The sequence below is a fragment of the Leifsonia sp. Root4 genome (genome assembly GCF_001425085.1).
In the GTDB taxonomy this organism is placed as follows: domain Bacteria; phylum Actinomycetota; class Actinomycetes; order Actinomycetales; family Microbacteriaceae; genus Microterricola.
Genome location: NZ_LMDN01000001.1, coordinates 1,227,725 through 1,248,632, shown reverse-complemented (window position 1 = coordinate 1,248,632; position 20,908 = coordinate 1,227,725). Strand labels below are relative to the sequence as shown.

The following is a 20,908-nucleotide window of genomic DNA, read 5'->3' as shown; positions in this document are numbered from 1 at the left end:
GCAGGATCGCATTGTGAGTACCTTCTTCACGACCTTGACGGGCCGAACCGCACGCCACAGGCAGGGCAGGCGGGTCGGGACGAAGATCGTGGCGAGCGTCGCTGTGGCACTCCTGATCGCCACTGGATTCACGCTCCCGACACTTCCTGCGCTCGCCGAGGAGGTGCAGACGGCCACCCAATTGGAGGGCACCGTTGAGGCGCCCCCGGTCGAGGACGCAGGGGAGCCAACGCTGACCCCAGCCGAGGAGACCCCAGCCGAGGAGATCCCAGCCGAGGAGATCCCGGCCGAAGAGGCAGCCGTCGAGGAGGTCCCGGCCGAGGAAGTCCCCGCGCAAGACGCTCCGGCTGCCGAGAGCCCTGCAGAGGCGCCGCCAGCCGAGGGCGCACCGACCCAGCGCGCCGACGGGCCGGTGGCGATGTCGGTTCCGGGTGGAACCGCGGTGCTGACCACGGCGATCGTCCCCGTCGACCACCTGACGGGCGACCCACAGACGACTGCCGCCTACAATCTGCACGGCGGCAACGTCGGCTACCGCGTCTCGTACTCCTGCGCGGTCTCCGCCTGCGAGAACGTGACGGTGCAGCTGGCGCCGGCGCAGGCGAGCCCCTACTTCCCAGCGGCTCAGGTCGGCACCTTGCTCCGGTACTCGAGCTGGACAGCCCCGTTCCTGGGTGCCACGATCGGTGGCAACGACACGACGGGCAAGCTCGTGAGCCTCGGAACGCTCACCCCGGGCACAGCCGGCACCTTCCTCGTCGTCTACGGCATCAGCGGCAGCAGTAGCTACACCACAGCGAGCCCCGCCCAGTACTACCCGTCTGGCTTCCAGGTGCAGAACTCCGCGACGATCGACGCGAGCACCGCGGGCGCGACTGCCACAGCGAATGCGGCCCCTGTCACGTTGAGCAACACGGTGCCGAACCCGTCACAGTCGATCACGAGTCCCGGGACGGTCGCCCCAGGGGAGGTCGTCTCCTACCGCGTCTACATGGGATCCGGTGCGTTCATTCCCGCCGGCTCGGGGCGAATCGCGGGAACGCCGGAGCTCGTCGGCGCCGGCAGCTATGTCGTCGTCGACCAGCTCCCCGCAGAGGCAGAGTACGTGTCGAGCAACGGTGGCGGCGTCTATGACGCGGCGACCCACACCGTCACTTGGGCCGTCGGCTCCGAAGCTGCACCCACCCAGAACACCGTCGGCGGCTGGGGTTCCTCAGCGCAGTCCGGCTGGGTGACGCGCGGCGAGTATTCCCCGCGCACGGTGTCGATCCGCTATCCGGGAACGCGCTTCGCCGCCGCGACGAACGGCTGCGAGTTCACGCAGAGCGTGAGCCACACGGTCACCTCGACGCTCACCTACCTCGACACCGCGCGCACCGTGAAATCGGTGTCCGGCTCGATGGCGCACACCGTCTCCTGCTACCTGCCGTTCGGCGCCGCGACGGTAGCCAAGGACTCCACCAACAGTGCATCGTCTGGCGCCACCCGACTCGTGAACGTGCCGAAGACCGACACCCCGAACGCGTTCTATTGGGCCGTCGAAACCGTGAACCGCGGCAACGTGTCGGGAGTCGCCGTCGTCACCGACAACACCCTCGACCAGGCCAACGCGCCCGTGCACCGGATCAACACCACGGTGACGAGCCCGGCGCCGACGATCGCATACCGCTATGTCTGCCAGACCGCCGACCCGGTCACCGGCCTGAGCGATGTCTCCGGCAGCGCGCAGAGCACCGACATCTCGTTGACGACGGCGCAACGAGCCGCCGGATGCCGCTACGCCTCCGCAGAGGTGACCAGCGGTCCGATCGCTCCGAACCGCGTGTCACCGAGCGACCCAACAGCCGGCACGCCGTTCCGCGTGCACTACAACTACACCGTCAACAAGGACGCCCCGATCGGGCAGGACCGCACCAACACGGCTGCCGCGACGATGGCCTACCCGAACCAGAGCGTCGCCGATGTGCCGCTCGCCCCCGTCTCCCGCACGATCCGATTCCGGGCCACCCCTGTTGTTCAGCCGCCCGGCACGCCGAAACCCGCGTTCGCCGCCTCCTTCGCGGCGGCCGCAGTCGTCGACGGCGGCGGAGCCGTTGTTCCCGGGCGCTCGGTGACGTTCGCCGTGCGGGGAACGACAGCGAACATCCCGGCCGACGTCACGATCACGCCCGAATACGTCTTCCTGGCACCTGCCGGCTGGGTAATCACGCCCGGCTCAGCCTCGTTCCCGACCGGGAGCGTTCCGGCCGGTGTCGACTTCAGCTACCGCACGGTCACGATCGCCGGTATGGATCGCCAGCTTGTGGTCGCGAAGTGGCCGAATGACGTCGCCTTCGGCTCGAACGGGACCTGGCCAACGATGACCGTCATCGGCTCGCCGACCACAGCGGTCGCCCCGGGGACGACGAGCGTCGCCAACGCGTGGATGGGCGATTCGCGTGAGACATACGACAACGTCGCTGCGAACTACGGCGGCGCCCAGCAGAACACGGCCGATGTCGCGGCAGACGGTGCAACCGCCCAGTGGTTCGCCAGCGCGGCGCAGAACGTGCTTGTCTCCTCCTCCGACGGCCTCGTCGTGCTGAAGGAGATCTGCCTGCCGGATGCCGGCGCGGCCGATGGCTGTGATTGGATCGCCGACCCGAGTCGAGCTGTGCCCGTGCCGGTCGATGCCGCCAGCATCAAGTACCGTATCTCGCTCCAGAACACCGGTAACACGGCGCTCGGATCGGTCGTCGCCTACGACGTGCTGCCGTACATCGGAGACACCGGCCTCATCCCCTCCACGGCCGCAACGCCCCGCGGCTCGGACTTCACCCAGACCCTCACCGGCGTCTCGGATGTCTCGACGAAGCTGACACTCGCCTATTCCGCGTCGACCAACCCCGCTCGCCCCGAGGTGAGCCCGGCCGGCGTCGACAACGACTGGTCGGCAGCCCTGGCGGGCAAGCAGGCGATCCGTGCGAGCGTCAACGGCACACTGGCCGCCAACCAGGTCGTCTCCTTCACCTACACCGCTGCCGTCGGTGCCGGCGCCACGGCGGATTCGACGGCGTGCAACTCCGTCGCCGTCGCATCCGACCGCACCCTGCCGTCGGAGCCGCAGGCGGTCTGCGCGACCACCGCAGAGGCCGACCTCGAGGCCGGCGGCGTCGCAACGGTCGACGTCCAGCTCGGTCGTCCGTCCGTGTTCCCCTTCACCTTCGACAACCTCGGCGGCTCGCAGTCGGCGCCGGCCGGTGTCGCCGTCGCCGTTCCGGCCGGTGCGACCGTGACGGGCGCCCCCTCCGGGTGGAGCTGCACGTCGGTCTTCCCCGTGGTCGGGCCCGCGACGCTGGACTGCGCGCCGCCGGCGAGCCTCGAGAAGAACACCCCCATCCCATTCGATCTGCCTGTCATCGTGACCACGAGCGGAATCGCCATCATCGCCACCGTCACGGGGGCGATGGTCGACCCCGACGAAGGCAACAACGCACACACGATCACCGCGCCCACCGCGGCAGCAGCGGCCGGCAGCTTGGGGGTCGTGAAGTCGGACGGCGTCGGCGCGGTCGTCGTCGGCCAGGAGGTCACGTACACCGTCACGGTGACGAACCCGCTCGATTTCGAGAGCCTCCGCGATGTCGCGGTTGCGGACACGCTGCCGGCCGGCGTGCAGTTCGTCTCGGCCACGGCGGGCGGCGCCCTCGCGGGCGGCGTCGTCACGTGGACGATTCCGTCGATTGGGCCGGCTGCGGATGCAGTTGTGGCGGTCACCGTGCAGGTGCTGGACTCCGCGGCGAACTCGATCGTGAACACGGTGTCGGCCAGCGCCCTCGACCCCGGCTTCCCAAGCGCAACTCTGAGCGCGAGCGGAACCGACACGGACGCGGTCGACCGGCTCACGCTGACGAAGACGGGCGCGCGTGCGGGCTCCGCTTCACCGAAGCCGGGTGATGTCGTCACGTACACCTTCGTCGCGACGAACAGCGGCGGTGGTGTGCTGAGCGGGGTGAGGCTCGCAGACGCGATGCCGGGCCTCTCGGCGATCACGGTGCTCTCGTGGCCGGCCCTGCCTGGATATCTGGGCGCTGGGCAGTCGGTGACCGCTCGGGCGACGTACACCCTGACGGCGGCAGATGTTGACGCGGGGGCTCTCTCGAACACGGCATCCGTGACCGGGACCTCGACCGGAGGCGGCAATGCGACCGCGAGCGCGACGGAGGACATCACGCTCCTCGGAACGCCCGCGATCTCGCTGGTCAAGACGGCGGCGCTCGGCTCGCCCGTGCCGAACTCCGCTGACCCGGTGAACTACACATTCACCGTCACGAACACGGGCAATGTGAGCCTCAGCGGCATCGCCATCTCCGACCAGCTGGCCGGTCTGTCGACGATCACCTTCGGAACCTGGCCGGGCACCCCCGGGACCCTGGCCGCCGGGCAGACGGTCACGGCGAGCGCGACGTTCGCGCTCGGCACTGCCAACATCGACCACGGCAGCCTCGTCAACACGGCGACCGCCACCGGAACTCCTCCGGCCGGTGCGTCCGTCTCCTCGACGGACGACGTCACGACGTTGCTTCCGGCGAACGCCGCGTTGACGCTCGAGAAGAGCGGCATGCAGGCAGACCCGTTCGGCACGGTCGCCGGCGACACGATCACCTACACCTTCGTCGCCACGAACGCCGGCAACGTCACCCTGAGCGGCGTCGCCATTGCCGATCCGCTCTCCGGGCTTTCCGCGCTCAGCTATGCGTGGCCGGGCACCGCTGGCGTGCTCGCGCCTGGCGACTCTGTCACCGCGACGGCCACGTACGTCACGACGCAGGATGACGTGGACGCGGGCGGCGTCAACAACACCGCGACCGTCACCGGAACCGGAGCGGACTCGAGCACGGCGTCGGCCATTGACTCGACGAGCGTTCCGATCCCGGCCGACCCGCGTCTGACGCTCGAGAAGAGCGGCACGGTCGCCTCTGCCATGCCTGCGCCCGGTGACGAGGTCGCGTACAGCTTCGAGGTCGAGAACACCGGCAGCATCACGGTCACTGACGTCGCGATCACGGACGGGCTCGACGGCCTGTCGGCAATCCAGTACGGCGCATGGCCGGGCGTGGACGGCCGACTCGCGCCGGGCGAGCGCGTCATGGCGACCGCGAGCTACGCACTGACCCAGGCGGACATCGACCTCGGCCGGGTGGACAACACCGCGACCGCGTCCGGCATGGCCCCGGGCGACGACCCCGTGTCGACGATCGACAGCGCAACGGTGAACCTGCTCGGCGCGCCGGCGATAACGTTCTCGAAGACCGGCGACATCGGCAGCGGAATCCCCGTCGCCGGTGACCCGGTCGACTACAGCTTCGAGATTCGGAACAGCGGCAACGTGACGCTGTCCGGTGTCGGCATCACCGACGATCTCGTCGGCCTCTCGGAGATCACGTACGGTACGTGGCCGACGAGCACGGGAGTTCTCGCGCCCGGCCAGTTGGTGACGGCGACCGCGAGCTACGCGATCACGCAGGCCGATCTGGACCTCGGCACGGTCGTGAACGATGCGACGGCGGCGGGAACCGGCGCACGCGGCGGCCCCGCGGCGGCCGACGACGGCGTGACGATCGCCCTGCCTGCTGGCCCGGCCATCACCCTCGACAAGTCGGTGGCGCTGGATGCCACCGGCGACCCCGTCGCCGGTGCCACCGTCACGTTCGGCTTCGAGGTGCGGAACGCCGGCAACATCACGGTCAGCGGCATCACCCTGCTCGACGACATGCCGCAGTTGTCGGCGGTCGAGTTCGGCGCGTGGCCGGACGCAGTCGGCGTGCTCGCCCCCGGCGAGACGGTGACCGCCACAGCCGGTTACACGCTGACCCAGGGCGATCTCGACGCCGGCACCGTGTTCAACGACGCGACCGTCTCGGCAACGCCGGCGCGCGGCGACCTCGACGCGGCCGTTGACTCGGTCACCCTCGTGCTGCCGGCCGCTCCCGCGCTCGCCTTCACGAAGACGGTCGAGCTTGCGGATGCCGCCAGCCCGGTCGCCGGACAGGATGCGCGATTCGTGTTCGAGATTGAGAACACCGGCAACACCACGGTCTCCGGCATCGCGATCGCCGACGAATTCGATGGCCTCTCGGCGATCGTGTTCGGCTCGTGGCCGGGCGATGACGACGTGCTGGCCCCCGGCGAGACGGTGAGCGCCTCAGCCGGCTACCGACTCACGCAGGCCGACATCGACGCGGGCGAGATTCTCAACCGGGCGACTGTGTCCGGCACGCCGGCCCGGGGCGGCGCGCTCAAGGTTGAGGCAACCGTCACGGCCGCGCTCGTGCCGGTTCCCGGTCTGACGATCGTCAAGAATGCCGAAGCGCAGGATGCGAACGGAGACGGCTTCGCGAATCCCGGGGAGCGGATCGGCTACACGTTCGAGGTTGCCAACACCGGGAACGTGACCCTCCGCGACGTGGTCGTCAACGACCCCAAGGTCTCCGGCATCCCCGTGATCGACTCCATCGCCCCCGGCCAGAGCGTGACCGTGGCCGCTGACGACTACATCGTCACGGCAGCCGACGGCACGGCGGGCAGTGTTGTGAACACCGCAACCGCCTCCGCTCGGACGCCCGACAGCTCGGCGGTCGACGCTGCGGCCTCGACGACGACGACGAAGGCCGGCCTAGTGCCGGATGTGCCAGGCAAACCTGATGTGCCGGGCAATCCCGTTGTGCCGGGACCAGGTGAGCCCGGCACCCCGGATGCGCCCGACGTACTGACCGGCGTGAGCGGACTTGCACACTCCGGATTCACCGGTGGCGCGATCGCGCTGGTCGCGGGGATACTCGTGCTCGCCGGTGCCGGGTTGCTCGGCATCCTCGTCATTCGCCGCCGCCGGTCCAGCATCGGCTAGCGCGGCCCCAAGCCGTCCGCTCTCGGTCGACCGCACTCTGACGACGCAATCCCCGGAAGGGGATTGCGTCGTCGTGGTTGTGGGGTCGACGCGGCTACGGTTGAAGAGTGCAGAACCCTGAGAACCCGGATGCCGTGGCGACCGTCGCGACCCCGACCGTCGAGCTGAGCACCTGGGGCGTCGGCCCGTGGCCCGGTGGCCGCGAGGAGTGGCCGGACGAGGCGCACTACGATCCGGAACTGCTCGAGCGCGGCGACACCCGCAACGTGATCGACCGCTACCGCTACTGGCGCATGGAGGCCATCGTCGCCGACCTCGACGAGCACCGGCATCCGTTCCATGTTGCCATCGAGAATTGGCAGCACGACATGAACATCGGCTCGATCGTGCGCAGTGCCAACGCCTTCGCCGCCGACACGGTGCACATCGTCGGCCGTCGCCGCTGGAACAAGCGCGGCGCCATGGTGACCGACCGCTACCAGCACGTGCTGCACCACGCCACGGTCGACGAACTCGTCGAGTGGGCACGCGCGGAGGGGTTGCCGATCATCGCGATCGACAACGTGCCCGGATGCGTCAAGATCGAGACATTCACCTGGCCGGAGCGCTGCCTCATGCTCTTCGGGCAGGAAGGGCCAGGGCTCTCGCCCGAGGCGATTGCCGCGGCGGATGCCGTTGTCGAGATCACCCAGTTCGGGTCGACCCGCTCGATCAACGCGAGTGCGGCGGCCGCCGTCACGATGCACAGCTGGGTCATGCAGCACGTGAGTTTCTCCGACTGAACCCCGGTTGCCCCCCGCACGGGGCTGGGCAGGGTGATTAGCAGGGTGAAATCGTGTCCTCATTTATGAGGACACTGGCCGTACGGACGGTCGGGCTGCCAGTCTCGAGATGCAGCCCGAATTGCACACCCTACTTTCCCTGACGCGTCAGAGTCGCTAGTCGATTCTGCGCGCGCTCGCGGGCTGCGTACCCGATTCGCACCCACTGGGGGATTCCCGATGTCCACACCCACTGCACGTTCCAGCGCGCCCGCACACCGGGCACCGCGACGCCGGCGAGCAAGCCTGCCGTCATTCGCAGCGGCGATGCTGTCGATCGTCGCGCTCGTCGCCGGCGCCCTCGTCATCACGCCGGCGACCGTTGCCGCCGAACTGGACGGCACCATCACCGTCGCCAAGTCGGTGCAGGGCGAGGCCGGTGTGCCGGAGTACGTTCCCGGCGCACGGTTCAGCTACGAACTGAAGGTGTCGTGTTCGACGACCCAGAGTGACGTGTGCCAAGAGGCCACGATCACGGATGCCGTTCCCGCCCCGTTTGTGGTGACGAGCGTGTCGCTCCCGGGGACGCCGCAGAGTCACTTCGTCGACCACACATCGGGCAATGATGTGGCGATCGAGTTCGTGCAGCAGAGCCAGGACGGCGACATCGGGTTGGTCTCGGGTGCATCCGACCTGCTCATCCTCGTCGAGGTGGAGATCCCGAGTGATGTCACGGCCGACTTCGCCGGCCTCATCTCGAACACGGCGAAGGCCACGGCGCTCAACGCGCCCGACCACCAGAGCTCGGCAGACGTCACGCTGCGCGTCGACGCGAATCTCGCCGTCGCAGCCACGAAGTCCGCGACTCCGGGCGACACCATGCCGGCCGCTCCCGGGCTGCCCGTCGAGTTCTCCATCGGCGCCTCGAACACCTCCAACCACGCCGTCGACAGCCTCAGCCTCACCGACCCCGGCGCGGGCTCGAGCAACCTCGAGTACCTTGACTTCGCCGGTATCGGCGCGATCACCGCACCGACGGGCGCTGACACCGTACTGATCGAGTGGCTGGATGCCGACGGCGCCTGGACCGCCATCGGCGCCGCAGTGCCGATCCCGGCGGACACCTCCACCCTCTTCGACGGCATCGACCTCGGCGGGGTGAAGGGAACGCGATTCACGTTCACCAGTTCGGCCGGCAAGCTTCCGATCACCGCCGCCGACGGCCGAGCGGCCATCGTGCTCGACTACGTGACGAACGACGCCGTGAAGACCCTGCCGGCGAACACGCCGCTCACGGTCACCAACGTCGTCGAGGCGACCGTGACGAACGAGGGCGACACCGTCACCGAGCCTGCCTCCGCGACCGTCAGCGTTCTCAACACCCCGCCGTCTGTCACGGTCGCCAAGGACTTCGCCGTCACCGCGATCATGCCGGGCGACTCGACCACCGCGACCCTCCGCGCCGACAACACGGGCAAGCCCGTCACCAGCATGGTGATCACCGAGCCGGGAACGGGTGGCATCACCCTGGCCGATCAGGGTCTCGGCTTCGACGGCTTCGTCGCAGAGGACATCGAGTGGCCGGCCGGGGCAGAGGCCGTCGCGATCAGCTACCTCCACGCCGACGGCAGCTCCAGCGACGCGCTGACGGGCACCGACCGCGACACCATCCCCTCCGCCCCGAGCGGCAGCTCGGTCGTCGGGTTCACGGTGACCTTCACCGGCAGCATCGACCCCGGCGAGTACGCCGTGCTGCCCTTCGGCGTCACGGCCCAGCCGATCAGCGGCCTCGTCGATGTGACCTCGACGAACACCGTCGAGGCGACGGTGACGGACTCCGATGGGCAGAGCGCGAGCGCCACATCTGCCGACGACCTGACGCGCCAGGCCAAGCGCGTCAACACGGAGATCTCGAAGAACATCATCAAGGGAGAGCTCTGGGCGGCACCCGGTTCGTCGACGCTCGTGTCGCTGCCGGCATCCGTCACCCCCAACGACGGCAGCGCGAACAGCTCGACCATCGGCGCGCAGTCGCTCATCGTCAGCGACCCGTCGAACCCGACTCTGGCACCGAGCCAGTTCTGGAACACCTTCGATCTGCAGGAGATCACCTCGATCGACGTCCCGCCTAGCGCGGCGATGACGCCCGAGTACTGGGACGGCACGACGTGGGCGCCGCTGCCCGGTGTCAGCCCGCTGCCCGTTCCCGCCGGAACCGCCAACTGGAGCTACACCCCGAGCGCCTCGCTCAGAGAGCAGCTGCAGGGAATCCGCTTCGTGTTCGAGCCCGCCGTCGCCGGCGAGCTGCTCGAGCCCGGCTTCAACGTGCTGCCGTACTTCAAGGTGCAGCTGCGCGACGAACTGCGTGACGGAACGGGCACCACTCACGACGCCACCGATGCCGTGACGATCCCGAACGAGGCGAGGAGCACCGTCGCGAACGAGAACGCCGTCATCCCCGAGGTGACGGCCGTTGACGACGACGGCATCGTGCTCAAGCCGCTGCGACCCGGCATCGACCCCGACCTCGTCGACAAGACGTGGATCCCGGAAGAGCTGATCGCCCAGTCCGACGACTCGTCGTGGGCCCGGTTGAGCTGGGGAACCCAGGATCTGCCGCTCGACACCGTCACGATCACGGACCCGGCCAGCGCCGCCGAGCTCGGCACCGTTGCGACGTCCGTCTACGACGCGTTCAACGTCACGCGCATTGCGCCCATGACCGACGAATGGATGACGTTCGACCAGCTCGTCGCGGAGCGCTACAGCGACGCAGCGGACGCGTGGGTGCCGCTCGGCATCTGCACCACCGCCGACCCGTGCGTCGGCTCCTTCCCCGGTTACAGCTTCACCGAGGCAGAGCAGCTCGACACCATCGGGGTGCGGTTCACCTTCGCCGAACGCGCCGACCGGGCGGATGTCATCACGAACCCGCTCACGGATCCCGCCGTCGGCTCCGGCGTCGCGGCATCCGGCACGAGCCGCTTGATCGACCTCGAGATGCAGCTGCGCACCGAGCTCCGCTCCAATGCGAGCATCCCGGTGCTCGGCACCGAGCATGACTACCGCTACAACTCCGGCGAGAAGGGCATCGTCAAGAACACCGTCAACGCAACCGGCGTGCGCGGGTCCGACAGCTACAGCACCGACGACGCCGACCTGATCACCATCCTCGACCGTCCGCTGAACGTCAGCCTCAGCAAGCGCTTCGTCGACTACGACGAGAACATCGATGATCTCGCGCTCCAGCCGGACGTCAGCGCCGTCGGCCTCCCGCAGGCCGGAACGGTGCAGAGCAGGTTCCCCCTCGTCACGGCGCTGCTCACGGCCGAGAACGCGACGGAGACCAAGGTCAACGCGCTGAAGATCTCCGACCCCGACCCGACGGTCGGCGTGGCGGAGACCTTCTACGAGGACTTCAACCTCTACCGCATCGCGTCGATCACCCAGCCGGACGGCACAGCGACGACGACCGTCACGCTCAAGCGCGCCGGACTGCCGGACGAAGTCATCACCTCGCTCGTCCTGGCGTACTCGCTGACGCCGGCCGCCCTGTCGAACGTCACCGGGATCGTCGTCGAACACGACGGCCGCATCGCATCCAAGGCGACGTCGACCCTGCGCCTGGAGTATCAGCTGCGCGAGCAGTCCCGCTCCGGCGACCCGGTGACGACGACATCCGCCCCCCTGGTCAACACGGCCATCGCGGAGCTGGAGAGCCCGGCCGCGACGCCGGGCACCCCGCCGACCGCGATCGCGAGCGACGACATGAACGTCGTCACCCCCGACTACGCCCTGACCTCCGGCAAGACGATCAGCCCCGCGACGCGCACCGAGATCAGCGCCCAGACGGGCTACACCGTCGAGCTGAGAGGCAAGCCGTCCGGAACGGTGCGCACGACGCACCTCCAGCTGGATGACGCGACACCCACCTTCTGGAACGCCTACGACTTCGCGGGCTTCTCGGCCGTCAGCCTGATGCGCCCGGTGGAGCAGCTGCGGGTCTCCGTGCTCCTCGACACCGACTTCGCACTCGCCGCAGACGGCACGCTCGACGTGAGCTGCGCGGACGACAGCACGCTCGACGCCTGCTGGACGAGCGGATCCTGGGTGGCGCCGATCGGCGGCAGCCGGACCGTCACGGCCGGTCAGCTGACGAACAGCTTCGGCACCGCGTTCGACAACGCCGACGTGCGCGGCGTGCGCTTCGAGTACCGGCGCGCAGGAGACGAGAACTGGGAGCGCCCGAGCAACCCGACGGTCACCGCCGGCTACAAGGCCTCCCGCCGCACGACCCTCCTGGTCGGCGCGGACGGCGGCGCGACGACGCTGATCCCGACCACGCGGCCCGGCGTCGCGCCCGCACCGGGGGAGACCCAGAACGGTCACACCAGCAACCTGCTCTCCGCGGTGGCGACCGGCGCATGGAACAACACCGGCAGCAGCATCTGGACGGCGACGTCCAGCGCTCCCGCCGAGACCGTGCTGACCCACCTGGTCAACAGCATCTCCGTCACGAAGGTGCACGGCAGGGAAGACAGGGTGAACCCGGACACCACGTTCGGCACCTTCCTGCCCGGCCAGCCGATCCCGTACGTCATGGACATCGTGAACACGGGTGCATGGCCGATGACCGGCCTGGCCCTGAGCGACCAGCTGACGGCGGATGCCGCAGGCTCGCTGCTCGTGGAGCCGAGCCAGGAGCCGGACGAAGACCCCGTCTCGCCGTACACCTTCGTGCTGAAGAACAGGTGGGGCACCTCTCTGGACTCCTCAGGATTCCGTGCATCGCTGGACCCGGCCACGGGCGCCATCACCATCACCGTGCCGACTCTCTTCGTGTTCCAGCCGGGTGACGCGCTGAAGATCAGCGCCCAGCTGGCCATCCGCGTCACCCCCACCGTCGCGCCGGGGACCCAGGTCACGAACGGCGTCAGCGCGAGTGCCGACCGCGATTTCGAGACCTGCGCCTACTCGGCGAACGGCTCGAACCGTTCTCCGCTCAGCAACGTCAGCTCCTGCGCATCCGAGACGACGTTCACCCCGGCAGCGGCCTCGCCGTTGCAGGTGACCAAGTCGGTCAAGGGCGTCGACGCCGGCCTCGACGGGCGTGACGACCTCGGTGTGCTCGCGCTCAAGGTCGCGACGGCCAGCTGCGCCAGCCCGAACGCCGCGGACGGTTACTACGCGACCCCCTGCGTGCCGATCACCGAGCCCGGCGGTTCCGAGCGCTGGCGCATGCGGATGAAGAACGCCGGCAACATCAGCGCCACCTCGCTCAGCAGCATCGATGTCCTCCCCAGCTACAAGGACCAGGGCGTCACGGTCCCAGGGCCGCGCGGTTCGCTCTGGGCGCCGACGTTCCTCGGCGAGCTGCAGACCGAGCTCTCGGGTATCGCGGATGCCGCCAAGGCCGTTGTCACGACGTACTACAGCTCCACCATCCCGAACCAGGCCTGCAACGCCGCCGACATCATCGCCAGCGGCGGCACGGCACTGAACCCGGCCGACCCGTGTGCGGCCGAGGTCGCAGACCGCGCCGCGAATCTGTGGCAGCCCTACGACAACAGCCTCGACGCGGCGACCCTCGCAACGGTCAAGGCGCTCAAGTTCGTTGTCACCTTCACGGATGGCGGTGCGGTACGACCGGGCGAGAGCTTCGGCGTCAACTTCCTCACCCAGACGGCGTGGTTCGCCCAGCAGGCTGAGGCGCCGGCACAGGGCGTCGATCCGATCGCCTGGAACGTCGTGTCTGCGGCATCCGTCGGCAACGACAACGGCGTTCTCGTGCAGAGCTCCGTGACCCAGCCGCGCCGTGTCGGCGTCGCGATGGCCACGGGCCAGCTCGACTTCGCCAAGCTGGTGCAGGGCACGATGGCGAGCTGGAGCGGACCGTTGCCGAGCGACTATCCGTTCCAGTTGCAGTGCACCTCCGGCGGACACCCCGTTCCGCTCGTCGGCGCCAACGGAACGACCGACCTCAGCCGCTTCTCGCTGAAGGCCGATGGGACCGTGCTGCACTACAACAGTGGCAGCGGCACATACGGCAACGTCACGCTCCCGTTGAACGCGAGCTGCTCGATCGTCGAGGACCCGGCAGCACTCGGTGTCGATGTCAGCTATTCGGCCGACGAGGTCACCGCGCTCCGCCACTCCTTCGCGGCCAACGTCGCGAACCCGGCCTTCACCGGAACCACCGAGGTGGAGACGATCACCGCGACGAACACCTACCTGCTCGCCGGATTCTCGGTGACCAAGCGGGTCGACGCCAGCGGCGCGGTCGATCAGGACGGCACAGCGATCGCCTACCCGGGGCCGTACGCCTTCGGCGCCAGCTGTACATTCCTCGGCACCGAGATCCTCACCGAGACGTTCAGCCTGGACGCCGACGGCGCCAAGGAGTTCACCGAGCTGCCGACGGGAGCCGAGTGCACCGTCACCGAGACGGCGCGCGGCGGTGCGGCATCCAGCAGCTCCGTCTTCAGCCAGACCGGTGAGGACCCGGTGGAGACCGCCGGCCACACCTCGACCTTCACACTCACCGCGGACGATGCCGATGACGAGCTCACGAACGAGCTCGTGATGACGAACACGTTCACCGTCGGTGCGGCGACCATCACCAAGGAGTTCGCCGGCAACGGCTCGACCGATTGGGGCAACGAGGACTTCACCGTCGAGCTCAGCTGCACGCTCGCCGGCGCCCAGCCCGGCACGGTCTTCTCCGACACGCAGGTGTTGAGCAAGGCGTCACCGACGTGGACGATCTCCACCCTCCCCAGCGGTGCGGCGTGCGACGTGACCGAGAACTCCACCGGTGGCGCGAACAGCAGCAGCGTGTCGCCGGACAGCTTCATCGTCGGTGCGGACACCGCCGCGCCGACCGCGGTGACGGTGACGAACACCTTCACCACCGGCAGCGTGCGCGTCACCAAGGCGCTCGCCGGCGAACCGGCCGCATCGCTCACCCCGGCGACCACGGGTGAATACACGGTTGAGCTCTCCTGCACCAGAGACATCGCGGGCACTGCAACGCCGATCAGCATCCCCGGTGGTGCGGAGCGCGTCATCACCGGTGCCGGATTCGCGGAGTACACCGGCCTGCCGAGCGGCGCGGAGTGCACCGTGAGTGAGACCGGACTCGGCCACGCCCAGGAGTCGACCCTCGACCCCAGCGACGGCACCGTCACGATCGGCGTCAACGACATGGTCGAGGTTGATGTCACGAACACCTTCCTCAACGGCTCGCTCGAGATCAGCAAGACGGTGAGCGGTGGCGGAGCGCCGTTCGCACCCGCGAGCTTCGACGCAACGCTCAGCTGTGTCTGGCAGGGCGAGTCCGTGCCGCTGCCGAACAGCGGCGCCATCACCCTGCGCGACGGCGAAACGGTCACGATCGACGAGTTGCCGCTCGACACGGTGTGCTCGATCGATGAAGCGGATGCCGGCCAGACCTCGTGGACGGCCTCCCCGGCCTCCGTGACCGTCAGCGACGTCAGCACCGCGGCGACGATCGACGTCGAGAACGTCTACGAGCTGGCCAGCCTGCTCGTGCAGAAGACGGTCCAGACGGGTGAGGGCGCCGGGACGCTTCCGAGCCGCTTCGCCTTCAGCGCACAGTGCACCTTCCAGGGTGCCGAGGTGCTCCCACTGACCACGTTCACGCTGAACGACGGCGAGTCGCGCACCTTCGACGGGCTGCCCGCCCGCTCGGAGTGCACGGTCATCGAAACCGATGCGCGTGGCGCCGACAGCACCGTGAGCACGGTGAGCGTCGTCGATGCCACTGTCCCGCCGACGATCGACCAGGCGACGAGCACGGTCGTGATTCCCGAGCTGACCGCGGGAACCGAGCCGCAGAACAACGTCGGCTTCACCAACCTGTTCGACTCCTCTGCACTCATCGTCACGAAGAAGCTCGAGGGCGGGGCCGCACAGCTGGGCTCCGACAAGAGCTTCGACGTCGCCCTCAGCTGCCGGCTGGCGGGGGAGGACCCCTGGTCGAGCACACTCACGCTGAATGCCGCCAACGGCTTCAGCGCGAGCCTCGGCGAGCTCGTCGCGGGTACAGAGTGCACCGTGACGGAGGAAGCACTGAACGGGGCCGACGCCGTGGTGATCACGCCGAACGACGGTGACGACGTCACCACCGGCACGGTGACGATCCCGGATGCCGGCAGCACGACCGTCACGGTGAGCAACTGGTTCCTCAGCGGCTCGCTCGAGGTGACCAAGTCGGTGCTCGGCGATGCCGCGGCGGCATACGGAACAGCCGACTTCGGCGTCGCGCTCTCCTGCACGCTGGACGGTGCGCCGATCGAGGTCGCCGGGGGCGGCGCGCGCACGGTGAGTGCGGCCCAGCCGCAGGCGCTCTTCGCCGGGCTGCCGAGCGGCGCGGAGTGCGTGCTCAGTGAGACGGAGGACGGCGGGGCCGGCGCGAGCCGGATCACCGCGGCCGACGGCACCACCCTCGCGGACGACGCGGCAGCCGGTTACGCCTTCACGGTGACGACCGACCCGACCGTGCTCGCCGTCGAGGATCAGGCACAGCCTGCCCTCGGCCTCGAGAACGTCTTCAGCTTCGCCGCACTCACGGCGACGAAGACCGTCGACTCCGCTGTGCTCGGCGCCGACGGCGAGCCGTTCGACCACGGCTCCTTCGAGCTGAGCCTGCAGTGCACCTTCAACGGCGCGGCCGTCATGGCGGCGGAGCCGATGACGCGCATGGTTGCGGCGAGCGAGAGCATCAGCTGGACCGAGCTCCCGGAAGGTGCATCGTGCGAGGTCACCGAGACCGACAGCAGGGGCGCCATCGGCACGACGGTCACCGTCAGCCAGGGCGAGCTCGTGGCCGAGCCCGTGCTCGGGCGCACCGTCGTGCTGGAGCCGCTGCTTCCCGGCGACGCGGCCGCCAACACGGTGGCGTTCGTGAACGAGTTCGCCGCGGCATCCGTCACGCTGCAGAAGATCGTCGACGGCACGGCGGCGAGCACCGTCTCGCGCACCTTCCCCGTCGCGCTCTCCTGCGTGCTGGTCGACGAGCAGCACCCGGCTCCCGGCATCGTGGTGCGCGACGTGACGCACCAGATCGGTGGCCCGAAGCGTCTCACCGTCACGGATGACGCGCTCCCGGCCGGCGCGGAGTGCACCGTCACGGAGACGGACACCGGCGACGCCACGCGCACCTCGGTGTCGATCGGCGAGCAGGCCGTCGACGGCAACACCGCGAGCTTCACGCTCGCGGCCGGCGGCGCGGCGGCGGCCACGGTGACCGTCACGAACACCTTCACCGCTCCGGGAACCGGGCTCGTCGTGACCGGCGTCGAGATCGGCCTCGCAGCAGGTGTCGGAGCGCTCATCCTCGGCCTCGGAGGAGTGCTGCTGCTCGTCGCACGCCGTCGCAAGCGCGGGGTGCACGCGGCCTAGCAGTAGACAGTTCCCGCTGGCGGGCATCGGTGCAGAGCACCGGTGCCCGCCAGCTGCGTTTCCCGCTTCCGCTCGTTCCGCAATTCCACTGAGAGCGGTCATATGGCCGCTGAGAGCGCTCCAGAGCGGCCATATGACCGCTCTCAACGGACCCCCGGGATTGCGAAGAAGGCTCATTCGTGCCTAAACTGACTAGTCAGTACAAAAACGGGAACGAACGGAAGGATCGACGTGCAGTCGATAGCGCGGGCAAACAATCTCGCCCTCAGTGCAACACGCGGCAGGGTCTACGGGCCCCTCAGCTGCGAGATCGGCAACGGGCTCACCGTTGTCAGTGGCGAAGCGGGGAGCGGCCGCACCAGCTTGCTGCTGACCCTCGCCGGGCGGATGAAGCAGAGCGAGGGTGAGCTGAGCGTGCTCGGCCACGCGCTGCCGCGCCGGGCCCGCGCCGTGCAGAAGGCAACGGCCATCGCGGGCTTCCACGACATCGACGCCCTCGAGGAGTCGGTGACCGTCGGCGCTGCGATCCGCGAGCGTCAGGCCTGGCTGGCCCCCTGGTATGCGATCGTGCCGCGGGTGGATGACGCCGCAGTGCGCCGCGTCTGCCTGCCCGTCTTCGGGGCTCCCGGCGAACCGGGCGCAACGCCGATGCCGCCGGCCGACACCGTGATCTGGGATCTCGACGAGACCCAGACCGCGCTGCTCCGTGTCGCGCTGGCCATGCTCGCCGCCCCGCGCATCCTCTTCTTCGACCAGGTCGAGCAGTTGCAGTCGCCGGAGGCGCGCAGCGCCCTCTGGGCGCGCCTTGACGCCCTCAGCCGCGGCACGGCCACCCGCGCGGCCACCGCGGTCGTGGCATCCGTCGCCGCCCCGGACACCGCGATCTGGGCACAGCTCGGCATCGCCCCCGCCGTCATCGCCATTACGCAGAGCGGCCCCGACGGCCGTAGCGAGCACGGCGACACACCCCTTTCCCTCGACGACCTCATCTTGGAGCGTGCCTGATGCTCGCTGTTCTCTCGCCAGGCACCGAACTGCGCCGCTTCCGCAAGGGCGTCATGCCCAAGGTCGCCGTCGCCGTGCTGCTGTTCATCCCGCTGATCTACGGCGCCCTCTACCTCTGGGCGTTCTGGGCGCCGACCGACGAGCTGAAGAACCTGCCGGTCGCCCTCGTGAACGAGGACATCGGCGCGATCAACGACGGTGAGCGCATCACGGCGGGCGCCGACGTCGTCGACAACCTGGTCGACGGTCACGACCTGGACTGGCAGGTGACGGATGCCGCCGACGCCAGCACCGGAGTCGCCGACGGCGACTACTACTTCGCCGTCACCATCCCCGCCGATTTCTCGGCGAACGCCATCTCCGTCGGAACCGACGCTCCCACCTCGGCGACCGTCGCCGTGGACTACAACGACTCGAACAACTTCCTCGCCTCGACCCTCGGTGGCTCCGCCATGACGGTGCTGCGTGACGCGGTCGCCGTCGAGCTCGGAACGCAGACCGCGGACGCACTCCTCGTCGGACTCAACGACGCGGGCGACGGCATCCGCTCGGCCGCCGACGGAGCGACGACGCTGGCCGACGGCCTCGTCACCGCCCACGACGGTGCAGGCAAGCTCATCGTCGGACTCGGCTCCCTCGCCGACGGCGCCGTGAGCCTCGACGACGGCGCAGCCAAACTGGCGGACGGCGCATCGACCCTGTCCGGTGGTCTGGCAACACTCAACTCCGGTTCTGCGACCCTCGCCGAGAAGTCGGGAGAGCTCAGCGCCGGTGCAGCCACCCTCGCCGGTGGCATGCAGGCGGCAGCCGACGGCGCAGCGACCCTCTCGGAGAAGTCGCAGCAGCTGAGCGGCGGGGCCACGGCACTCGCCGACGGCACGGCGGCTCTCGCAGCCGGAACCGGCCAGGTCTCCGGTGGCATCGACCAGCTCCTCGCGGCCATGGAGGCCGCTCCCGCCGGGACCCCCGCGAGCGCGTTCCTGCCGAGCGTGCAGAAGCTGCAGGCGGGCGCGACCGAGCTCAACACACAGACCGGCGCCGCCGCGACCCAGGTTCAGGGCTACGCCGGGCTGAGCGCGCAGTTCACCGCCGGTGTCGGCGAGCTCTCCGACAAGCTGGCGGCCGGGGCTCCCGGTGCGCAGCAGCTCGCCAGCGGTGCCGCGCAGCTCTCCGACGGTGCAGGCCAGCTGGCCGCGGGAGTCTCGACTGCGGCATCCGGTGCCGGCAGCCTGAGCGCCGGCGCGGCAACGCTGAGCGCGGGCACGGGAACGCTCGTCGACGGCAGCAGTCAGCTCGTCGAGGGTGGCTCGGCGCTCAACGACGGCGCCGCGCAGCTCGCAGACGGAAGCCGCGAACTCGCCGACAAGCTCAGCGAGGGCGGCGAGGCCGTTCCGGTGATGAGCGACTCCGACATCGATACGAAGGCCGGCGTGTTCGCCGAGCCCGTCGTGCTGGATCAGAGCTGGCAGAACGAGGCGAAGAGCTTCGGCGAGGGATTCGCCCCATTCTTCATCGCGCTGGCCACCTTCGTCGGCGCCCTGATCACGTGGCTGATCCTGCGGGCCCTGCCCGCCAGGGCACTCGCGGCCGGGGCCAGCGGCATCCGCGCCGTCATGACCGGTTTCCTGCCCGCCGTCGCGATCGGCCTCGGCCAGGTCGTGATCATGATGCTGGTGCTCGTCTACGGCATCGGCCTGGAGCCGGTGTACTGGCTGGCGACCTCGGCATTCATCTACCTGGCGACGCTGACCTTCCTCGCGCTGCAGCAGATGTTCATCATCCTGCTCGGCACGGCGGCCGGCCGCGTCGTGAGCCTGGTGCTGCTCATGCTCATGCTCAGCTCCTCCGGTGGCACCTACCCGGTCGAGACAACTCCGGAGTTCTTCCAGGCGCTGCACCCGTGGATGCCGGCCTCCTATGTGGTGAGCGGCCTGCGCGAGCTGATCACCGGCGGCGTGGACTCTAGACTGTGGCTTTCGGTGCTGGTGCTCGCCGGCATCCTCGTCGGATCGCTCGCGATCAGCGCGTGGAGTGCAGGCAAGCAGCGGATGTGGACGGTCGCGAGGCTCCACCCGGAACTCTCGATCTAGCCCACCTTCCCCTCCAACAGAAACGGTTGATGCCCATGGCTCGCTCCAGCGGAACGAAACGCGCCATTCTCGACGCGGCCCTCGAGCTGGCGGCGACCAGGGGCATCACCGGCACCACGATGGACGACGTCGCCGAGCGGGCCGGCGTCGCCAAGGGCAGCCTGTACTACAACTTCAGTTCCAAGGACCAGCTCTTCGAGGCGCTACTCGAGGAGGGCGTCGGCTCGCTCGCCGACGCCCTCCGCGAGGCGCGCGGAACGCTGGTCGGCTGGGCGGCGATCGAGGCGCTCGTCACCGCCCTGCTCGACCGCATCGCGGCAAACGCCGCGCTCGCCAAGCTGATGGCGTCCGAGATCTTCCGCACCGACCGCGCGTGGCAGAAGACGCTCTTCGCGCTGCGGCACGAGGCGCTCCTGGTGTTCGCCGAGGCGATCGAGCAGGCGGATGCCGCTGCTCCGGCATCCGCAGGGGTCGCGGGGCCGGGCGCCGCAGGCGGCGCGAGCACGATCATGGCCTCGAGCGTGTTCGGTGCCGTGCTGATGTCGGGTCTGGAGTGGCTCGTCTTCGAGCCGGAACGCTCCCGCGACGAGGTCGCGGCCGCGATCCTCGCCTCGCTGAGCGGCGCGCTCGCCCCGCGGCATCGCTGACGGGCAACGGCCGAGCATCGGTGACGGTTCCCGAGGTTGCCTGAGGTTGGGCTGCCGCCTTTCGCGGCGCTTCGCGCCGCGCTGACGGGCTTCAGC

General features: G+C 69.2%; 6 protein-coding genes. All 6 read left to right on the top strand.

Features of this window, described 5'->3' with window-relative positions:
- Nucleotides 1–13 precede the first annotated feature (13 nt).
- The 6 genes from ASC66_RS05640 (at nucleotide 14) to ASC66_RS05615 (ending at nucleotide 20,812) form a co-directional block, all read left to right on the top strand.
- Nucleotides 14–6,886: a beta strand repeat-containing protein gene (locus ASC66_RS05640; protein WP_157509654.1), complete on the top strand. Its 6,873-nt coding sequence runs from the start codon at nucleotides 14–16 to the stop codon at nucleotides 6,884–6,886.
- A 107-nt stretch (nucleotides 6,887–6,993) separates the two neighbouring features.
- A complete protein-coding gene (locus ASC66_RS05635) occupies nucleotides 6,994–7,668 on the top strand; it encodes a TrmH family RNA methyltransferase (protein ID WP_502691565.1) in 675 nt (224 codons plus the stop codon).
- A 219-nt stretch (nucleotides 7,669–7,887) separates the two neighbouring features.
- A complete protein-coding gene (locus tag ASC66_RS05630; protein WP_157509653.1) occupies nucleotides 7,888–17,070 on the top strand; it encodes a DUF5979 domain-containing protein in 9,183 nt (3,060 codons plus the stop codon).
- Between the two features lie 231 nt (nucleotides 17,071–17,301).
- Nucleotides 17,302–18,075, top strand: coding sequence for an ATP-binding cassette domain-containing protein (locus ASC66_RS05625; protein WP_055835726.1), 774 nt, complete (start codon nucleotides 17,302–17,304; stop codon nucleotides 18,073–18,075).
- Complete coding sequence (locus tag ASC66_RS05620; protein ID WP_055835723.1) at nucleotides 18,075–20,165, top strand: YhgE/Pip domain-containing protein; 2,091 nt, start codon at nucleotides 18,075–18,077, stop codon at nucleotides 20,163–20,165. The genes ASC66_RS05625 and ASC66_RS05620 overlap by 1 nt, the downstream gene beginning before the upstream one ends.
- Before the next feature lie 35 nt (nucleotides 20,166–20,200).
- A complete protein-coding gene (locus ASC66_RS05615) occupies nucleotides 20,201–20,812 on the top strand; it encodes a TetR/AcrR family transcriptional regulator (RefSeq protein ID WP_055835720.1) in 612 nt (203 codons plus the stop codon).
- Nucleotides 20,813–20,908: the final 96 nt, after the last annotated feature.